Here is an 18,218-nt window from a genome sequence, read left to right as displayed (position 1 = left end):
ATGAAGAAAAAATCTCTTTTTCAGGGAAGTTTTAAGAAAAACAGTTGGTTAGAGGAGAAAGATAAGTATGTTTTTTAGGAAAGTGATTTATATAGGGGAAAGTGATGGTCAGGCTATTTATGTCCATGTCGATGAGCCACGAAATCCTCTAGCAGCTCCTAAAAGTAAATTTTTAGATACTGAGGCATCTCGTGGAAATCGAAAACACATTGTCTGGTTGATTTGTGGCCTTTTAGCATTCAGTAGCATCATGCAGCTTTTTCCGGCAACACGCTTTTTTACGGGTGTCTATAGCTATGGAACTCTGATTTATTTTCTGCTAATTTGGTTACTGGAAACCATTTTGCTATTGGTGATCGTGGAGCGAGCACTCTACAAAAATGTTGCCTTAGCGCAACCTATCAGCAAGGAAAACTTCAGAAGAGCCGTCGATAGCAATCTCTTTTGGAATAATTTTTCAGATAAGAAGGTTACCCTTGGCAAGAAGCTATTTGCTTGGTTTTTCACAGTCTTTATGGCTGTCATGGGCTTAGCTGGTCCGATTTCTATCCTCTCCATGCTCGTTTTAAAGATGATGGGAACACCAATCGGCAGTGAGATATTTCCTTTTAGCCTGATGGGGATTTTGCTAGCTGTCGCAGTTCTATTGCTGTGGCAAAATAATATGATTCGATGGCTGAAGGCAGTTGAACGGTACAGAAATAGTCGAGTTAAGAAGTAAATATAACAAAGGAAATAGAAAGAGGTCAATATGTTTTTTCTTAGACGCCGTCTGGAATACAAAGAATATCTGGGGATTAGCGACCGCGAATGGTACAGCAAACGCTATTATAAGAAGTTGATCAAAAGCAGTCAACTAGAAGAGGAGTAGTGGGATATGAACCGTCAGTCAGAAGCATTAAATAAGGAATATTTTCAAGCGCTGGGTTCCACGAGAGCTTCTGTTAGAATGTTGAGTTTGGCCTGGGCTGGTTTGTTTGTATTGAGTATCGACCTGACTCATGTATACTTTTTTATCAAGGAGCAGTTCACAGTAGATCCCTTTTCGAATGTCCCTTTTCTTTTTCTATGTCTCCTTCTATTGCTCATGCTGGGCTGTCAGATTATGTCATTCAGCAAGACATTCATCTATAAACATCAACTCTTTAGTACTGCGATGCTCTTTGTACTAATCAATGGGATTCATCTTTCATTGGTTTTAATGGATTATATCCTCACTATTTTAACGAATGAGGTTCTAAAAAATTCGCTGATCTACTCGCTGATTTATTGGTTAAGTTCCATTGGTTTATTCATGGGGTTAATTGTTTATAATGCCAGTTGGTTAAAAAAGCAACTAAGAAAAGGATTTTCAGATAAACGAACAACTGCTAACTATATAGCCTTTTCAAGTGTTTACAGTAAACCATCCCTTTGGATTATTCTAGGAGTTACTTTGTTAAGCGGAGGATTGGCTAGTTTATCCGGTTATTATTTGCAAACATTTGGGATTGTGAGCAATATAGTGTTTATTTCAGCTTTTTCAAGATTAATCGTCGAAGTTGGTTATCTACTTTATCTAAGAAGTAAGGATAAGACCTATTGGGAAGAAGTACCTAAGGAAACCAAGAGTCAGTCCTTTTTGAAAACCATAGACCTTAAAAAGGCAAAGCACCGCTTGACTACAGAAGTTGTCTTATTTTTGACTCTAGCAGTGTCTTTAAAACTATTGAATATAGATGCTGAAAATAGCCCGATTTGGCTTATATGGACAATAAGAACTTTTGGTTATTCAATTCTTTTGGATACCACTATTAGTTTTATTTATTATCAGATTAAAAAGAAGAGATAGAGAGAAAGAAAAAGCAGAAAGCCTTCTTTGACTATTTAGAAAGAGGTGGTAAGAGTAATGTTAGATAAAATGAAACAGTTTAAGTGGTTGATAATAGTATCTTTTATCTTATTAGTTATTCCTTTGTATCTCGCTTATAAGAATTCTCAAGAATCCAGTACTCTAAAAACAGCTTTTGAAAAACAGGATAGAATCGCAGTTCTTCATTATTTAATGACGTCGGAAAAGTACGCATCTCAAATACGTAAAGCGGGATACATCATTCCATCTGATGGTGCCATTCGTCTAGACGGAGTCATTTATCCACTTGAAATAGAAGGAGAAGTACATTTGAAAATCAGCCCTCCTCAGAAAGATACAAAAGATTTTCAGTTATTTTTCATTACACAAGTTAATGAAAAACAAACATATGTAGCTTTCGTGTTAGATAAAGACCTTAATTTAATTTATTCTAACTATTCTCAGGATAACGACAGTGGAAAAAGAGAAGGAGTCTCTATCTCGCAATCCGAAGAAGATCGTTTGTTGAAAATTGTTCGAGGAGAGATTGATGGCTTCATGGAAAATATGTATCGGATCTTATATGCCTAAGTATAGATATAGGTACTGCTAAAAGTAAGCTCTTAATACAGATGTTGCGCGTGGAAATCGAAAACACATTGTCTGGTTGATCCGATGGCTGAAGTCAGTTGAACGGTACAGAAATAGTCGAGTTAAGAAGTAAATATAACAAAGGAAATAGAAAGAGGTCAATATGTTTTTTCTTAGACGCCGTCGTGTCTTTATCGGCGAATGTGATGGTCAAGCGGTCTATTATGACCAAAAGACGAGAGAGGCTTTAGCCGCTCCCAAGAGTGTCCTACTCAATACTGAAGGGGCTCGGAAGACCAACGCCTATATTCCTGAATTGGTGATTTTCTTCATGGCTGGTGGAACGGGTGGCTTTGGGTTCCTTGCAGCTATGAGTATCGGGGTCTATAACTGGACCAGTTTGACCTTTATCCTATTATTTTGGTTGGCTGAGTTTTTGTTTATGGTTGCTTTACTCGAACGAGCTCTATATAAAAATGTACGCAAGGCCCAGCCGACGACAGAAAAGATCTTTTACTATGTGGCTTCTCATAACCTGATGGTGGGGGAAGAAAACTTTGATCCGGCTAAGCTGTCGACTAAAATCTTCCGAATTGTTCGTTTTCTAATAGTTGCCACTAATATCTACTTGTTATATGTTTTTTATAGCTATACTCAAAAATTTGGTCAGGAAATTGAATTAGGTTATGAATTTTGGATAGCTGGATTATTACTCTTTGCACTCGTGTTAGTGTATAACCAAAACAATCCAGTTCGCTTTGTGAAGATTATGAGATTATATAGCCAAGGGAAAGTGCGATTTAAGAAAGAACAGGATGAAAGCGGAGCGTAGCATGTGCTAAATCGCTAACAACACAAAAAGCCCTACAACAGGGCTTTTTTTTATTGCTTTCTAATATAAGAAATCAATTCCGTAGTTTTCTTTTAGATAGGTCGCCAACTCGGCTTTTTCTTCCTCTCTAAATCTACAGAGGCTAAGGGCGAGCCGCAATATCAGAACACTTGTATCGATGATGACGTTTGACTTAGAAATATCTTCTAGCTGGGTCACCTCTCTCAGATCGAAGTCTAAATAGCAAGCCTTGCTGTTGACATGGTCGGGGTCACTGACATCCACTTCGACATACGATGCTCGCAACAATTCTTCTTTTGGGATGAAGATTTCCTTGGAAAAGAAGAGCCCAGGATAGACATAAATACCTTCAAAGGTGAATTCAAAGGAGAGCCTACGACTAGAAAGTCTTTTGATACCTGCAATCGTTGAATAGATAGCAGTGAAAAAGAGGATGGTTGGTACCACAGTGAGAAGACTGAGCTGAGAAAAGTCGATCAATCCATGCGCGAGAAAAAAGAAAAATTGAAAGAATATACCTACCGCAAAGACTAGATAGCCGACACCGACAAATTTTGAATAATAGATTTTCATAGAAACCTCCAAATATAGAATTGAACTCACCAACGCTTTTTCAGTAGAAGTCGTAAAGATCATGCAGAGTTAAAATTTTAGGTATTCCCATCATATCCTATGGAGCGAAGTTCTGTCAACCTTTTAGCAAGATGTGGCTCTTAGCTATCTTATGACCTAGCAAGTTGGTTTATGGTATACTAGGATAATAAAATTCCAAAATTTGAAGACTTGTTTTCATAAATAGAAAGAGGTCAATATGTTTTTTCTCGGACGCCGTCGTGTCTTTATCGGCGAATGCAATGGTCAGGCTGTTTATTATGACCAAAAGACAGGAGAGGCTTTAGCTGCTCCAAAGAGTAAGTTGCTCAATACTGAAAAAGCTGGTGAAACGAATTCTTTTATTCCTGAATTGGTAATTCTCTTACTAGCAGGTGGACCTGCAATTTCGGGCTTCTTTTCCCTCAAGTTTATTGGTGTCTATAACTGGTTCAGTCTAGCCTGTATTCTTCTATTTTGGTTGATGCAGTTTTCCTTGTTGGTTGCTATACTTGAACGAGCACTTTATAAAAATGTTCGAAAGGCCCAGCCAACGACAGAGAAAGTCTTTTTCTTTGCAGCATCTCATAATTTGTTTGTAAAAAACCAGTTTGATCCTAGACAACTGTCTGCTTTACCTTATCGATTTGCCCGCTTTGTAGTAAATATAGTGTCTATCTATTACTTTTTGTATTTCTTGATTCTTCCTCTAAAATTTGGCCAACCGATTGGTGATGAAGGCTATGGTTTGTGGTTTGCTGGCTTGTTATTCTTTTCAGTATTTCTTTTGTATAACCAAAACAATCCAGTTCGCTTTGTGAAGATTATGAGATTATACAGCCAAGGAAAAGTACGATTTAAGGAAGAAGTGGAACATTGAGAAACTATCTTGGGATTCTGCTAAATATCTAGAGAAAATCTTTTAGAAAAACAAAAAAGCCTTGTAAATCAAGGCTTTTTCCTGTTGTTTAGATGCCCCCTGCAGGCTCTTTGAAAGAAACTTAGAAAAATCTAAAATGAAATTATTTCAAAATGGGGTAAAAGCAAAATTTCCCTCCCTACTTTCTCAATTATTCCTAATTTTAGTTCCAAAAAGCTTCAATTCATAATCTAATTATAATATGGGTAATGGGTACTATCTTATTACATTCAGATTTTTGTTCTCTTCAAAGAGTTATGTAGGCTTTATGGTTTTAAATAGGTAAAAAGTTGAATTATAGTGAGTATTGTGTCACAATAGGTAATATATAAATAATTAATGGAATGGATATAATTCTTTCCTACCTTTACAAGAAGGATTGGTTGCACCTTTTTTATCTAGCAATTATGGTTAGCTTTCAAGTTTAGCTAGTTTTTAAAAGCTCTGATTTCGACTCAATAAAACAAATTTCAGAAGTGCAAAAGACAAGATGGTGACATTGCTACAGTCAGTCGCCATGTCTTGCTGGCACAGGCTGTTTGTGCCGTCAGCTATTTACCAGTCAATTTGATCAAAGGGCTTAATTATTATTTTTGAAAGGTCTTTTATGGAAAAAATTCTTTCTTTAGGTCTGACAGGTAAGAAATTACTTGTTCAGGGTTTCTTGTTTGTTCTGCTAGGTCTTATCTTGATGGTCACGGGAACTTGGTTGCCAGTGACGGTTATTCGACTGGTTCTGTTTTTAGCTTGGATAGCAACGGTCTTAGATTTAGTATTACGTATTTTCAAAAAAAGTCAGTCAACGGACACCTTGGGAGTTGCACTGGTTAAATTGTTAGTGATGGGATATTTGCTAGGCTCGAATCTTGCTACTGATGTGCCAATTTATATTTTGGCTCTTGTGATTGGAATTTATCAGATTTTTCATGCTAGTATCAACCTTGTCACCTATGTTCTCTACCGCAAAAACAAAATTCGACCTCGTTTTCGTTTCTTACTAGATGGTCTCGTACTAGTTTTTCTTGGTGGGACTAGTCTTTTGTCCTCTACGGGAAATTCTGTCTTTCAACTCTTTGTTTTAGGGGCTTATTTTTGCCTTTATGGTGTGTCCAATATCCGTGACGGTTTCTTATTTGAAAAGGAAATTGGGAAAAACCATCTCAAACGTCGTGTCAGAATGAGCTTACCTATTGCCCTAGCCGCTCTCATCCCTGCAAGTACTTTAGCAAAAATTAACAAATTTATGCTGGAAAATGCTGATGAGGAAGAAGATATCCATCTTGGAATAGTGAAGTCTGGTAAGACAGCAGAGCTAGAAATTTTTGTTCATACAGCTGAGACCTCCCTGTTTTCAGCTATTGGTCATGTGGATATCTGCTATCAGGGCCGTGTTATTTCTTATGGCAACTATGATCCGTCATCTGAGACCTTATTTGGTATGGTAGGAGATGGTGTCTTATATTTCTGTGACCGTGATAAGTACATTGACTTATGTAAACGGGAGAGTCAAAAAACGCTATTTGGTTACGGAATAGATTTGACACCGGAAATGGAAGAAGCGGTTCAGGAAAAATTAGCTGAATTAAAACAACTAACGATTCCTTGGGAGCCAAGCGCAGATAAAATTAAAACGGAAGATGGTAAGGAAGACTACACCTACGCTTATAAAATCAGACATGAGACGGATGGGGAACTTTATAAATTTATCAAATCTAAGTTTAAATCCTACTTTGTCTTGTCCACAAACTGTGTGCTCTTGGCTGATACCATAGTCGGTCAAGCTGGAACAGATATCCTCTCACCAAAAGGATTTATCGCACCAGGAACTTACCAAGCCTACCTTGATCGAGAGTTTGAAAAACCAAATAGTATAGTCGTATCTAAACATGTTTATTAAGGAGAATTTATGAACTTAGTTAAAAAATATACCCCGTTAATCCTTTTTATAGGGCTGGTTGCTCTTGTAATTCTGAATGCATCGAGCTTTATATCAGGAGCAATCTCTCTCTTTGATGTAACATCAACCTTGATTTATGGTGCTGTTATTGCTTTTGTGCTTAATGTTCCTATGAAAAAAATTGAACAGTACTTAGTTAAATTGAAGGTAAAGGCAGAGTTGCGTCGTCCGATTGCCATGGTACTTGTTTTCCTAGCTCTTATCTTAATCGTGATAGGTCTTTTGGTTTTGGTGCTACCAACCCTAGCTCAGACTATTAGTCAGCTGGGAACAGTCCTTTCAACAGTCCTGACTCAACTTGGGAAATTGCTAGACGGCTCGGAATTTGTAACCAAAGACATGTTGTCAACTATTGTATCAGGCATACAGGGACAGTCTAGTTCTATTAGCCAAGCCTTGATAGGTTTCTTATCGGGTCTGACTAGTAATATCGGCAATATTTTTTCAAGTTTGATGAATGCCTTTTTGATTATAGTCTTCACCTTTTTATTTTTATCCAGTAAGGAACATTTGGCAGCGATGACGAGCCGACTTCTGAAAGTCTTACTTTCAGAGAAGGTAGTGACAAAGTTGGCTTACATCGGACAAATAGGACTAGAAACTTATGATCAGTTTTTGATGAGTCAGCTAATTGAAGCAGTCATCATAGGAGTTATGGTAGCGGTTGGCTATAGCCTATTTGGACTACCTTATGGGGTAATGACAGGTATCTTTGCAGGAGTGCTGTCTTTCATTCCTTATGTTGGTCCTATGATTGCTTGTGTGCTAGGAGCGATTTTTATCTTTACAGTCAGTCCAAGTCAAGCTTTACTGTCTATCCTTCTTTATCAAATTATACAGCTGATTGAGGGAAACCTTATCTATCCCAAAGTTGTGGGTCAATCTATCGGCTTACCAGCTCTCTTCACACTTGCAGCAGCTAGTATTGGAGGAAATCTATTTGGCTTACTTGGAATGATATTCTTTACACCCATATTTGCTGTTATCTATCGATTGGTTAAAGAATTTGTCGTTGCAAAGGAAAATCAGGTAGATTGAGAAAGACTGAATCTAATAAGACAAACTAAGAAGAGAGTGAAAGATTCTCTTCTCTTTTATTTCTAAATGAATTGCTTTTGTTATGTTGCGAAAATTTATGAATTCATAATAGCCCATTTTAGTTTCTATGCGGACTGGCCATGTAATATGGGCACAAATTAGTATAGTTTAGTTAATTATAGACTAGCTCTCTATTGTAAAAAACAGTTGGCCTTATCAAACACTACTAGCAATTGATTGAGAATAAATGATAAGTTGGATAAGGTTATAAAACCTTTATAATGATTTGCTATAAAAAGCTATTGGACAGCAAAAAAAGCCTTGATTTCAAGGCTTTTTCCTGTTGATTTAGATGCCCCTGCATGAATTTGGGAGGAATTTTCATATTGAAAATAAATAAAATAGTTGAAATATAAGTGATTTTCGGATGATAATTAAAGAGAATTTAAATGCAATTATTTCAAAATGGGGCAAAAACTATTTTATCAGTAAACTATGCCCTATCGATTGGTTACATCATTTCAATGTTTCCTATTCCAGACGAATCCCGTATATACAAGTGCGGACATTAACATGATCCAAAGTAACAATGTTAAAATTTGTATATTATAAAGACTGAAGGCAGAGATATCATTAAAATATTGATTATGCGCTCCTAATAGAGAAAAATCTGTTAATAATTTAGCAAATTTATTTATGCTCGAAAACATAGGGAGAGTCATAATGACAAGATAGAATATTAGACTCACGGCAGAGGCTTGTGTTTGATTTTTACAGAACAAAGCTATAGCAAAGTTGACCAATATAAAACAAAGTATCGTAAGGAAGGTTACTACTGAATATAGGGCAAGATTAGGTATTGAGATACCAAAAGTAATAGGCATCACCCAAACACCTATAATTGAAAATAGAAATGGAAATAAGATTGTAGAAAAAATATACTCTGGAGTTTTGACTCCTGTTAAAATCAACGTTCTTAAATTCTTTTTATCTTTTTCTTCACTGATAATTAGTGTAGTAAAGGTTCCAGCGGTCAGACTATAGATGGTAATAATCGCCATATTCATTAAAAAGATTGAACCACGAACATCTGGCACAAAGTTTAAAAGTGAGAAGTCGACTATTGGTGTGAACACACAAACAAATAGAATGATTTTGTTATGAAGAAGGTATCTATACCGTAACCATAATAAACTAAAAAATCGTTTAAGCATATTATAATTTGTCTCCTGTTAATTGAATAAAGATACTCTCAAGGCTTGTTTCCAGAGTATTAATCGTTTTAGTGTTCTCTCCTAGATATTTATAAGCCTCCTCTTTAGGAACAATAATCTCTCTTCCATCAAAATAGCTTATTTTAACCTTATCAGTTTGACTGTACTTATCAATAATCTCCCGAGGCGAACCTTGTTCGACGATTTTTCCTTCATGAAGTAAAGCGATTGAATCACATAACTTGGTCGCTTCATCCATGTTATGAGTTGTTAAAAAAATAGTTGCCCCAGAGTTTTTAATTTCAAGTAGTAGTTCATGAACGATTTGAGATAGGGTTGGATCCATTCCAGAAGTTGGTTCATCTAAAAAAATTACTTTTGGTGAATGTAGAATCGCCCGAATTAACAACATTCGTTGTTTCATTCCAGTTGATAACTTCTCTGCTTTATTAAATCGATCATCATATAACTTCAATCGCTTTAATAAATGATCTAGATATGATATTTCTACATTGTGGAATTTAGCAAAAAATAAAAGATTATCGTACAGAGACAGTCTATCATAGAAACCCACATTATCACTCATAATTCCCAATTTTAAAAAGTCGTCAGAGGTTAATTGGGTGCAATCTTTTCCTAAGATTTTAACCTCTCCTCCATCAGGTGGCAACTGACCGGTTAAAATATTGATTGTCGTAGTTTTGCCAGCACCAGATGGTCCTAAAAAACCAAATATTTTTCCACTACTTATTGAGAGACTGATTTCCTTGAGTGCTGTTTTGTCTTTAAATTTTTTGGTAAGATTTGAAATTAAGATACTATCGTTCATTTTATATCTTTCTTTTAGAAAATTATTACGTGACTTGTTAGCATCACGATAAATTGGAATACAGGAATTTTATTTACCAATTCATAGGCTTATTCCTAAAGTTTTAAATCTATAATACTAAGATTTAAAAGATAAAGCAAGACCTATTCTTTAGTTAGCTAATTTTTAAAATGTAGTTTACTCGCAGATAGTTTTTTAAATTATCGTATTATAATCTCTGAATGAAAGTATAGGTATATTTTCTAGTTTATACAGAAGAGGTAGTACAAATCCACTTGTTTTAAATAAACAAAAAAGCCTTGATTTCAAGGCTTTTTCCTGTTGTTTAGATGCCCCCTACATGGATTTGTAAGAACTTTTCATATTGAAAATAAACAAAAATGTTGAAATATAGCTGATTTTAGGGAAATACTTTTAGGTATTTTCAATGTCAGGATTTAAAAATGGGGCAAAAGCGGGGCAAAAACGAATGACTCGTATTTTGTTTGAAAACCTATAATACCTAATGATTATGCTATTCTAGATATATAGTTTTGTTATAAATAAATGTCAGTGCGAGATCAAATTGGAGAATAAAATGGAAAAACAAATTTCTACGTAGAATGGAATGCGAAAAAGTGATAATTAAAGAGACGAAAAAGCTGAGAATATGATTTCCCAGCTTTTTTGAATGCGATAGAAATAGCAACTAGACTATTTACGAAAGGCCTCAATAATGTAGGTGAAGCCAGTAACTAAAAATGAAAAGGCAATGACATAAACGACAAAGACACCTGTAGCCACTGGATTGAACAGAATCACTAGACCTAGTAAAAATTCAAGCAAGGCTACCCACATGATATTGCTACCAATAATAGGGAAAATCAATCTTAGACGATTGCCTTTAAAGAAAGCAATAATGGCTTCTACAATTAACCAAATTCCTACAATGGTCGGAATGACGACCGGCAGGGTCACAAAGCCATAAGCAACGAGGTAAAGAGCTAAGAGAAGACTAACAAATCCTTGGAAAAGATAAACAGGTGAGCGAAGCTCTTTTGGTGCAGAGAAATAGCCTAAAATAGCTGCTATAGAAGAAACCAGTAAACCAAATGAAATCCACCAGCTGTAAGCAACAAGATTAGCTACTGGGTTTGTAAATAGGAAAAGTCCTAAAAGGACAAAAACAACTCCTGCAAGGAATAGCAGTAAACGATTAGAAAATTTCATTTCAATACCCCCTATATAGTATAGTTTGCTAATAAAACTATTATACTTATTTTTATAGAAAATGTCAATAAAATAAATAAACAATTTGGAAGTTTCAGTCTGACTTACAAAAAGAAAAGGAGTTTTCACTCCTTTTCACAGATTGAAGACAAAGTCCTTATAAAAGTGTCTTCTAAAGATTTTAACTTCAATCTGAAGCGAGGTTATCCTCGCTTTTTCTATTTATCAAACAATTCCTTATTTTCAATTAAGAGTTCTAGTGGAGATTTATCCCTTGCTTCAATAAAACCAGGTTCATATTGGTTATGAAGTGTTCTTTTCTGAGAAGTTGGATCAATATACAACTCATCTCCATCTTCTGTGTATAGTTGGTTGCCTCTTGTTAGGTAAAGTAAATCCTCTAAGTACTGTCCATCAGTATGTAGGAAATGCTCGATGTATTTGACAGCTTTTAAGATTTCACTTACTTTATCAGAGTATTCATTAGATTCAAGAACACTCTTTTCTAACTCAATCTCTTTACTCGTTCCAAAGAGTTGGGTTGGAGTTGCATTAAAATATTCCGCTATCTTATCCAAATTTGCAAAGGTAGGATAGCTTTTTTGTTTTTCGTAATCAGAGATGTTTGGAAAGATTGCTCATAAAAAAATGTGGGGCAAATGATGGGGCAAATCAGTTATAGACAAGCAAAAAAGCCTTATAAATCAAGGCTTTTTCCTGTTGATTTAGATGCCCCCTACAGGGCTCGAACCTGTGACCCATAGATTAAGAGTCTACTGCTCTACCAACTGAGCTAAGGAGGCAAATAAAAAGCTGTATTGGTGCCGAAACTTCACGGTTTGTATTGAACCCGCGCAATTAAGCAGGTGGGCAACTCGCTCTAACTGAAGCTGTTTCCGTGTGAGACGGCCTACATGCTGTTAGAAGACTTTTGTTTCCCTAATAATACAAAAAATAGTCGGTCAACACTTAAATGTGAAGTCGTACACCACAGCGTTTCTATGATTATATGATACCACTTTTTCAAAAAAAATCAAGGGAAAATTAAAATTTTTGAAAAGGATTTCATAAATTTCGTAATTTATCAATGGTTTCCTTGCGTTGAGCCAGGGCCCGTTCGTATTTTCCACTATCTTCTGGAGAAAAGTAGTGATGGTCACGAATTTTTTCTGGTAGGTATTCTTGCTTGACCCAGTGACCAGGATAATTATGTGGATAGAGATAATTTTGGGCGTTACCTAGTTCCTTGCTGCCGCTATAATGTCCATCTCGCAAGTGACGTGGAATTGGCAGATGACCCGATGTTTTAAGGTCAGATAAGGCCTTATCTATAGCCACGTAGGCTGAGTTAGACTTAGGTGAAAGTGCCAGATCAATGACGACATTGGCAATGAGAATACGAGCTTCGGGAAAGCCGATTCTTTGCGCAGCATCCAAAGCAGTTACGGTATGAATCTGAGCTTCGGGATTGGCTAAGCCAATATCTTCATAAGCAATCACAGTCAAACGACGAGCTAGGCTAGGAAGGTCACCTGCGTCTATCAAGCGAGCAGCATAGTGGAGACTAGCATCGACATCGGATCCACGGATGGATTTTTGCAGGGCAGATAGAACATCATAGTGTCCGTCTCCATCCTTGTCCATAGTGATGTAGCTTCTCTGAAGACTATTTTCCATGATGTCGAGCGTGATGTGACGGACACCGGCATCATTTTCTGGGGTGGAGAGAACTGCCAAATCAAGCGAATTAAAGGCAGACCGGAGGTCTCCATTGGTAGATGTTGCGATAAAATCAAGGGCGTCATCATCTAACTTAACTGGGAAATCAAAACCTCGTTCAGGGTCAGTCAGGGCGATTTGAATGGCTTCTTTAACATCTTGGTTAGACAAGGGTTCCAACTCAAAAATCTGAACACGACTGCGGATGGCTGGAGTGACAGAAAAGAAAGGATTTTCAGTTGTCGCCCCGATCATGATGACTAGACCGCTTTCCAAGAGAGGAAGGAGAAAGTCTTGTTTAGTCTTGTCAAGGCGATGAATCTCGTCTAGTAGCAGTACAAGGCCACCTGAGAATTTAGCTTCCTCAGCGATTTCTTGGAGACGTTTTTTACTATCAACAGTGGCATTGAAGGTCCGAAAAGCATACTTAGTCGTTCCAGCGATGGCTGAAGCGATACTGGTTTTTCCGATGCCTGGAGGTCCGTAGAGGATCATAGAGGATAGGCGATTGGCTTCCACCATGCGACGGATGATTTTTCCTGGTCCTACCAGATGCTCCTGACCGATGACCTGGTCGATGGTTTTGGGGCGCATACGAAGCGCGAGATTGTCTGGCATAGCAGTCCTTTCTAACATGGATTTTCTGATACGAATGTGGTAATATGGTAGTATCTATTTTAGCATATTTCCGAGTATTCGGGGCGATTTAAGAGTCGTATAGAAAGAGGACAAAATGGCAACATACGGATTTTTAGATGTTTTACAAGAAGAGTTGGACAAGAACTTTCCTTTTGATTATGAGATTAGTTGGGACAAGCGTAATCATGCGGTTGAAGTGAGTTTTCTATTAGAGGCACAAAATGCTGCAGGGGTGGAGATGTTAGATGAAGACGGAGAGGTTTCGTCAGATGATATCCTTTTTGAAGAAGCGGTACTTTTTTACAACCCTGCCAAGTCAACTGTTAATGAAGAAGACTATCTCACGGTCATCCCTTACCTGCCGAAGAAAGGTTTTTCTCGTGAATTTTTAGCTTATTTTGCGCTATTTCTCAAAGATACTGCAGAGGTTGGACTAGATGCTCTCATGGACTTTTTGGAAGACCCAGAAGCAGAAGAATTCGTCATGGAATGGAACCAAGAAGTCTTTGAAGAAGGGAAAGCAGGCTTGGAAGAGGGAGAATTTTATCCTTATCCGAGATATTAGGAGTCTAGCATGGAGCTAGAGATTTCTGATTTCACAGGCTGCAAGATTGCCTTACTTTGTGGAGATAGTGTCCTAACTATTCTGCGTGATGACAAGCCCAGCATTCCTTGGCCCAATATGTGGGAGTTGCCAGGTGGAGGTCGTGAAGGGGACGAAACTCCTTTTGAGTGCGTAGCGCGTGAAGTTTTTGAAGAGTTAGGGATTCATCTAACTGAAGATAACCTGCTTGGGAGTAAGGTCTACCCAAGTATGCTTTTTGAGAGGAAGCAGTCGGTCTTTATGGTTAGTCAGTTAAGTCAAGAACAATTTGACAGTATCGTCTTTGGAGATGAAGGCCAGGGCTATAAATTGATGAGCATTGATGAATTTCTTGGCTCAGATAAGGTTGTACCTCAGTTGCAAGAGAGATTAAAAGATTATTTAAAAGTAAGTGATTAGAAAGGACGGTTCGGTTAAATTTCTAAACTGAACCCGCCCTAAACACTGTGCCAAAAAGATAAACTTCTCTTAAACATAAGTGTCTTAAGAGAGTTTCCTATTTTGGCTTTGTGTTTTATGGGCTTGGTATCTTAATTATGGAAACATGGCAAGAGTTAAAAGTAACGGTTAAGCGTGAGGGGGAGGAGCTAGTCTCTAACCTCCTGATTGAGCTAGGCGCCCAAGGGGTTGCAATCGAAGACAGCATGGACTATGTGGGTAATGTGGACCGCTTTGGTGAGATTTTTCCTGAGGTGGAGCAACAGGAAGAAATCGTGGTGACAGCCTACTATCCTGAAACGGTGGATGTGGCAGCGGTTGAAGCGGACTTGCAGGCTCGCTTGGCAGAATTGACAGATTTTATGGATCTGGGAGAGGTCAAGATGGGCACGACTGCCTTGGCTGAGGAAGACTGGGCCGACAACTGGAAGAAATACTATGAACCAGCTCGCATTACCCATGACTTGACCATCGTGCCGTCATGGACGGACTATGAGGCGACGGCGGGAGAAAAGATTATCAAGCTAGATCCAGGGATGGCCTTTGGGACAGGAACTCACCCGACAACCAAGATGAGCCTTTTTGCCTTGGAGCAGGTTCTTCGTGGTGGGGAAACAGTGATAGATGTAGGGACTGGTTCAGGGGTTCTTTCTATTGCAAGCTCACTTCTAGGTGCTAAGGAAATCTTCGCCTATGACTTGGATGATGTAGCAGTTCGCGTTGCTCAGGAGAATATCGAACTCAATCCTGGCATGGAAAATATCCATGTGGCGCCAGGCGATTTGCTTAAAGGCGTGGAGATTGATGCAGACGTCATCGTGGCCAACATCTTGGCGGATATCCTCATTCATCTGACGGATGATGCTTATCGCTTGGTCAAGGATGAAGGCTACCTGATCATGAGTGGCATTATTAAGGACAAGTGGAACATGGTGCGTGAGTCAGCAGAAGCAGCTGGATTTTTCCTTGAAACCCACATGATCCAAGGGGAGTGGAATGCTTGTGTCTTCAAGAAGACCAAGGATATTTCTGGTGTGATTGGAGGCTAGCATGCAGCAGTATTTTGTCAAGGGGAGTGCAATCTCACCTGTCACCATTGAGGACAAGGAAACTAGCAAGCACATGTTTCAGGTCATGCGCCTGAAGGAAAATGATGAGGTTACTTTGGTCTTTGATGATGGTATTAAGCGCTTGGCGCGCGTGATAAATGTAGAGGAGCGTCAATTGGAGCTGGTTGAGGAATTGGCTGACAATGTGGAACTGCCAGTCCAAGTGACCATCGCATCAGGCTTCCCTAAGGGAGACAAGCTCGAGTTGATCACCCAGAAAGTAACAGAACTTGGCGCTAGCCAGATTTGGGCCTTCCCCGCGGACTGGTCCGTTGCCAAGTGGGATGGTAAGAAATTGGGCAAAAAGGTTGAGAAGTTAGAAAAAATTGCCCTTGGAGCAGCCGAGCAAAGCAAGCGGAATCATGTCCCTAGCATTACCCTTTTTGAAAAAAAAGCAAACTTTTTAGCTCAGTTCGACCAGTTTGATCGTATCGTGGTAGCTTACGAAGAGTCAGCCAAAGAAGGAGAATCAGCAGCCCTCATCCAAGTTGTCGCTGGTCTTGAAAAAGGAGCTAAACTGCTTTTTATCTTTGGTCCAGAAGGTGGTTTATCCCCTGCAGAAATTGAAAGTTTTGAAGCCAAAGGAGCAATCCTAGCAGGACTTGGGCCTCGAATCCTACGAGCAGAAACAGCACCACTTTATGCCTTATCTGCCATAAGTGTTTTGCTTGAATTAAAGAAATAAGAGGAAAAACATGGAACAAAAACACCGTTCAGAATTTCCCGAAAAGGAACTTTGGGACTTGACAGCCTTATATCAAGATCGTGAGGACTTCTTGCGTGCGATTGAAAAGGCGCGTGAAGACATCAATCAATTTAGCCGAAATTACAAGGGCAATCTTCACACTTTTGAAGATTTTGAAAAGGCCTTTGCAGAATTGGAGCAAATCTATATCCAGATGAGCCATATTGGTAATTATGCCTTTATGCCTCAGACGACAGATTATAGCAATGAAGAGTTTGCTAATATTGCCCAAGCTGGGATGGACTTTGAGACAGAAGCAAGTGTTGCCTTAACTTTCTTTGATGATGCCTTAGTGGCTGCAGATGAGGAAGTCTTGGACCGTTTGGGTGACTTGCCACAATTGACGGCAACCATTCGTCAGGCGAAAATCAAAAAAGCCCACTATCTTGGAGCTGATGTGGAGAAGGCCTTGACTAATCTTGGTGAAGTTTTCTACAGTCCACAGGATATCTATACTAAGATGCGTGCTGGGGATTTCGAAATGGCTGACTTTGAAGTCCATGGAAAAACCTACAAAAACAGCTTTGTGACCTATGAAAATTTCTACCAAAATCACGAGGACGCTGAGGTTCGTGAGAAATCATTCCGTTCCTTCTCCGAAGGACTCCGTAAGCACCAAAACACAGCTGCGGCAGCCTATCTAGCTCAGGTCAAGTCTGAGAAACTGTTGGCAGATATGAAAGGTTATGATTCAGTATTCGACTATCTTTTAGCTGAGCAAGAAGTAGACCGTGCCATGTTTGACCGCCAGATTGACCTCATCATGAAGGACTTTGCGCCAGTTGCTCAGAGATATCTCAAGCATGTGGCTAAGGTTAATGGTCTTGAAAAGCTGACCTTTGCTGATTGGAAATTGGATTTGGACAGTGTTCTTAACCCAGAGGTTAGCATTGATGATGCCTACGATTTGGTTATGAAATCAGTCGCACCACTGGGTCAGGAATATAGTCAAGAAATTGCTCGTTACCAAGAAGAGCGCTGGGTTGACTTCGCTGCCAATAGTGGCAAGGATTCTGGTGGGTATGCGGCGGATCCATATCGCGTGCACCCTTATGTCCTCATGAGTTGGACAGGCCGTTTGAGCGATGTCTATACCTTGATTCACGAGATTGGGCATTCTGGTCAATTTATCTTTTCAGACAACCACCAGGGCTTTTTCAACGCCCACATGTCGACTTACTATGTCGAAGCGCCTTCAACCTTTAATGAATTACTTCTCAGTGATTACTTGGAACACCAGTCTGACGACCCTCGTCAGAAACGCTTTGCCCTAGCACATCGCTTGACGGACACCTATTTCCATAACTTTATTACCCACCTCTTGGAAGCGGCCTTCCAGCGCAAGGTTTATATATTGATTGAAGAAGGAGAAACATTCGGAGCAAGCAAACTTAACAGCATTATGAAGGAAGTTTTGACGGATTTCTGGGGAGATGCCATTGAAATCGACGACGATGCGGCTCTGACTTGGATGCGCCAAGCTCACTACTATATGGGCTTGTATAGTTACACCTACTCAGCTGGACTAGTCATCTCGACAGCGGGTTACCTTCATCTGAAACATTCAGAAACTGGAGCTGAAGATTGGCTCAAACTCCTCAAATCAGGAGGTAGCAAGACACCGCTTGAGTCAGCTATGATTATCGGAGCGGATATCTCAACAGATAAACCACTCCGTGATACGATTCAGTTCTTGTCTGATACGGTTGATCAGATTATAGCTTACAGTGCAGAGTTGGGAGAATAAAATCATAAAAGTGCAACAATAGAATTATATTGTTGAGATTTTAGAATGATATTTATTTTTGGTGGTGATTAAAAAAAATTAAAGCAGGAATAGTATTGGTATTCTCTGTACTTGTATTTATACTATATAATAAGATCGCCCTAAAAATAGCTGAAGTCTGTACTCCTAAATACTCTCCTGAGAAG

At 38.7% G+C, this 18,218-nt stretch carries 18 protein-coding genes, 1 tRNA gene and 1 pseudogene; 13 read left to right on the top strand and 7 right to left on the bottom strand.

Annotation, left to right across the window (positions count from 1 at the left end):
• Positions 1–67 precede the first annotated feature (67 nt).
• The 5 genes and pseudogenes from ACESNQ_RS04535 (at position 68) to ACESNQ_RS04515 (ending at position 3,254) form a co-directional block, all read left to right on the top strand.
• Positions 68–721, top strand: coding sequence for a hypothetical protein (locus ACESNQ_RS04535; protein ID WP_373075331.1), 654 nt, complete (start codon positions 68–70; stop codon positions 719–721).
• A gap of 54 nt (positions 722–775) precedes the next feature.
• Positions 776–871, top strand: a pseudogene (locus tag ACESNQ_RS04530) (beta-carotene 15,15'-monooxygenase); the annotation flags it as partial.
• A gap of 6 nt (positions 872–877) precedes the next feature.
• Entirely contained in the window at positions 878–1,831 is a 954-nt protein-coding gene (locus tag ACESNQ_RS04525; RefSeq protein ID WP_373075329.1) for a hypothetical protein, read from the top strand.
• Between the two features lie 57 nt (positions 1,832–1,888).
• Entirely contained in the window at positions 1,889–2,422 is a 534-nt protein-coding gene (locus ACESNQ_RS04520) for a thiol-disulfide isomerase (RefSeq protein WP_373075327.1), read from the top strand.
• Positions 2,423–2,585: 163 nt separating this feature from the next.
• Entirely contained in the window at positions 2,586–3,254 is a 669-nt protein-coding gene (locus ACESNQ_RS04515; protein WP_373075325.1) for a hypothetical protein, read from the top strand.
• Positions 3,255–3,314: 60 nt separating this feature from the next.
• On the opposite strand, the gene ACESNQ_RS04510 is transcribed toward ACESNQ_RS04515, so the two are convergent.
• On the bottom strand, positions 3,315–3,848 hold the full coding sequence (locus ACESNQ_RS04510) for a hypothetical protein (protein WP_373075323.1): 534 nt from the start codon (positions 3,846–3,848) through the stop codon (positions 3,315–3,317).
• A 238-nt stretch (positions 3,849–4,086) separates the two neighbouring features.
• Here ACESNQ_RS04510 and ACESNQ_RS04505 point away from each other — a divergent pair, with 238 nt between their 5' ends.
• The 3 genes from ACESNQ_RS04505 (at position 4,087) to ACESNQ_RS04495 (ending at position 7,780) form a co-directional block, all read left to right on the top strand.
• The gene (locus ACESNQ_RS04505) at positions 4,087–4,746 is read left to right on the top strand and encodes a hypothetical protein (RefSeq protein WP_006150873.1); all 660 of its coding nucleotides are present in this window, start codon (positions 4,087–4,089) and stop codon (positions 4,744–4,746) included.
• Positions 4,747–5,392: 646 nt separating this feature from the next.
• Positions 5,393–6,682 (top strand): DUF308 domain-containing protein, encoded by a 1,290-nt coding sequence (locus ACESNQ_RS04500; protein ID WP_373075321.1) that lies wholly within the window; start codon positions 5,393–5,395, stop codon positions 6,680–6,682.
• Between the two features lie 9 nt (positions 6,683–6,691).
• Positions 6,692–7,780, top strand: a complete 1,089-nt coding sequence (locus tag ACESNQ_RS04495) for an AI-2E family transporter (RefSeq protein ID WP_373075319.1) — start codon at positions 6,692–6,694, stop codon at positions 7,778–7,780.
• A 521-nt stretch (positions 7,781–8,301) separates the two neighbouring features.
• Here ACESNQ_RS04495 and ACESNQ_RS04490 read toward each other — a convergent pair.
• The 6 genes from ACESNQ_RS04490 to ACESNQ_RS04465 form a co-directional block, all read right to left on the bottom strand.
• Entirely contained in the window at positions 8,302–8,994 is a 693-nt protein-coding gene (locus tag ACESNQ_RS04490; protein WP_373075317.1) for an Rv2686c family ABC transporter permease subunit, read from the bottom strand.
• 1 nt (position 8,995) lies between these two features.
• Complete coding sequence (locus ACESNQ_RS04485) at positions 8,996–9,823, bottom strand: ABC transporter ATP-binding protein (protein WP_373075315.1); 828 nt, start codon at positions 9,821–9,823, stop codon at positions 8,996–8,998.
• A 693-nt stretch (positions 9,824–10,516) separates the two neighbouring features.
• Positions 10,517–11,032 (bottom strand): HdeD family acid-resistance protein, encoded by a 516-nt coding sequence (locus ACESNQ_RS04480; RefSeq protein ID WP_003004261.1) that lies wholly within the window; start codon positions 11,030–11,032, stop codon positions 10,517–10,519.
• A 218-nt stretch (positions 11,033–11,250) separates the two neighbouring features.
• A complete protein-coding gene (locus ACESNQ_RS04475; protein ID WP_373075572.1) occupies positions 11,251–11,667 on the bottom strand; it encodes a helix-turn-helix domain-containing protein in 417 nt (138 codons plus the stop codon).
• A gap of 95 nt (positions 11,668–11,762) precedes the next feature.
• A tRNA-Lys gene (locus ACESNQ_RS04470) sits at positions 11,763–11,835 on the bottom strand.
• A gap of 262 nt (positions 11,836–12,097) precedes the next feature.
• A complete protein-coding gene (locus ACESNQ_RS04465; protein ID WP_373075570.1) occupies positions 12,098–13,369 on the bottom strand; it encodes a replication-associated recombination protein A in 1,272 nt (423 codons plus the stop codon).
• Between the two features lie 115 nt (positions 13,370–13,484).
• Here ACESNQ_RS04465 and ACESNQ_RS04460 point away from each other — a divergent pair, with 115 nt between their 5' ends.
• The 5 genes from ACESNQ_RS04460 to pepF all read left to right on the top strand — a co-directional run bounded on the left by ACESNQ_RS04460 (position 13,485) and on the right by pepF (position 18,033).
• A complete protein-coding gene (locus tag ACESNQ_RS04460; RefSeq protein ID WP_219966991.1) occupies positions 13,485–13,955 on the top strand; it encodes a DUF3013 family protein in 471 nt (156 codons plus the stop codon).
• 9 nt (positions 13,956–13,964) lie between these two features.
• Positions 13,965–14,393 carry an NUDIX hydrolase gene (locus tag ACESNQ_RS04455; protein WP_004250760.1) on the top strand — a complete coding sequence of 143 codons (429 nt, stop codon included), beginning with the start codon at positions 13,965–13,967 and terminating at the stop codon, positions 14,391–14,393.
• A gap of 137 nt (positions 14,394–14,530) precedes the next feature.
• Positions 14,531–15,481: a 50S ribosomal protein L11 methyltransferase gene (prmA, locus tag ACESNQ_RS04450; protein WP_373075312.1), complete on the top strand. Its 951-nt coding sequence runs from the start codon at positions 14,531–14,533 to the stop codon at positions 15,479–15,481.
• A gap of 1 nt (position 15,482) precedes the next feature.
• Positions 15,483–16,226 carry a 16S rRNA (uracil(1498)-N(3))-methyltransferase gene (locus ACESNQ_RS04445; RefSeq protein ID WP_373075310.1) on the top strand — a complete coding sequence of 248 codons (744 nt, stop codon included), beginning with the start codon at positions 15,483–15,485 and terminating at the stop codon, positions 16,224–16,226.
• A gap of 10 nt (positions 16,227–16,236) precedes the next feature.
• Positions 16,237–18,033 carry an oligoendopeptidase F gene (pepF, locus tag ACESNQ_RS04440; RefSeq protein WP_373075308.1) on the top strand — a complete coding sequence of 599 codons (1,797 nt, stop codon included), beginning with the start codon at positions 16,237–16,239 and terminating at the stop codon, positions 18,031–18,033.
• Positions 18,034–18,218: the final 185 nt, after the last annotated feature.

Origin of the sequence: Streptococcus infantis, from assembly GCF_964243025.1 — a bacterium.
GTDB lineage: Bacteria > Bacillota > Bacilli > Lactobacillales > Streptococcaceae > Streptococcus > Streptococcus infantis_N.
This window is presented reverse-complemented; position numbering and strand designations above follow the sequence as displayed.

What these genes read in the sequence shown, in the direction of transcription:
- ACESNQ_RS04515 (WP_373075325.1), top strand. Translation starts at nt 2,586, where the DNA reads ATGTTTTTTCTTAGACGCCGTCGTGTCTTTATCGGCGAATGTGATGGT.
- ACESNQ_RS04490 (WP_373075317.1), bottom strand. Translation starts at nt 8,994, where the DNA reads ATGCTTAAACGATTTTTTAGTTTATTATGGTTACGGTATAGATACCTT.
- ACESNQ_RS04485 (WP_373075315.1), bottom strand. Translation starts at nt 9,823, where the DNA reads ATGAACGATAGTATCTTAATTTCAAATCTTACCAAAAAATTTAAAGAC.
- ACESNQ_RS04460 (WP_219966991.1), top strand. Translation starts at nt 13,485, where the DNA reads ATGGCAACATACGGATTTTTAGATGTTTTACAAGAAGAGTTGGACAAG.
- ACESNQ_RS04535 (WP_373075331.1), top strand. Translation starts at nt 68, where the DNA reads ATGTTTTTTAGGAAAGTGATTTATATAGGGGAAAGTGATGGTCAGGCT.
- ACESNQ_RS04480 (WP_003004261.1), bottom strand. Translation starts at nt 11,032, where the DNA reads ATGAAATTTTCTAATCGTTTACTGCTATTCCTTGCAGGAGTTGTTTTT.
- ACESNQ_RS04505 (WP_006150873.1), top strand. Translation starts at nt 4,087, where the DNA reads ATGTTTTTTCTCGGACGCCGTCGTGTCTTTATCGGCGAATGCAATGGT.
- ACESNQ_RS04500 (WP_373075321.1), top strand. Translation starts at nt 5,393, where the DNA reads ATGGAAAAAATTCTTTCTTTAGGTCTGACAGGTAAGAAATTACTTGTT.
- ACESNQ_RS04465 (WP_373075570.1), bottom strand. Translation starts at nt 13,369, where the DNA reads ATGCCAGACAATCTCGCGCTTCGTATGCGCCCCAAAACCATCGACCAG.
- ACESNQ_RS04455 (WP_004250760.1), top strand. Translation starts at nt 13,965, where the DNA reads ATGGAGCTAGAGATTTCTGATTTCACAGGCTGCAAGATTGCCTTACTT.
- prmA (WP_373075312.1), top strand. Translation starts at nt 14,531, where the DNA reads ATGGAAACATGGCAAGAGTTAAAAGTAACGGTTAAGCGTGAGGGGGAG.
- ACESNQ_RS04525 (WP_373075329.1), top strand. Translation starts at nt 878, where the DNA reads ATGAACCGTCAGTCAGAAGCATTAAATAAGGAATATTTTCAAGCGCTG.
- ACESNQ_RS04520 (WP_373075327.1), top strand. Translation starts at nt 1,889, where the DNA reads ATGTTAGATAAAATGAAACAGTTTAAGTGGTTGATAATAGTATCTTTT.
- pepF (WP_373075308.1), top strand. Translation starts at nt 16,237, where the DNA reads ATGGAACAAAAACACCGTTCAGAATTTCCCGAAAAGGAACTTTGGGAC.
- ACESNQ_RS04510 (WP_373075323.1), bottom strand. Translation starts at nt 3,848, where the DNA reads ATGAAAATCTATTATTCAAAATTTGTCGGTGTCGGCTATCTAGTCTTT.
- ACESNQ_RS04445 (WP_373075310.1), top strand. Translation starts at nt 15,483, where the DNA reads ATGCAGCAGTATTTTGTCAAGGGGAGTGCAATCTCACCTGTCACCATT.
- ACESNQ_RS04495 (WP_373075319.1), top strand. Translation starts at nt 6,692, where the DNA reads ATGAACTTAGTTAAAAAATATACCCCGTTAATCCTTTTTATAGGGCTG.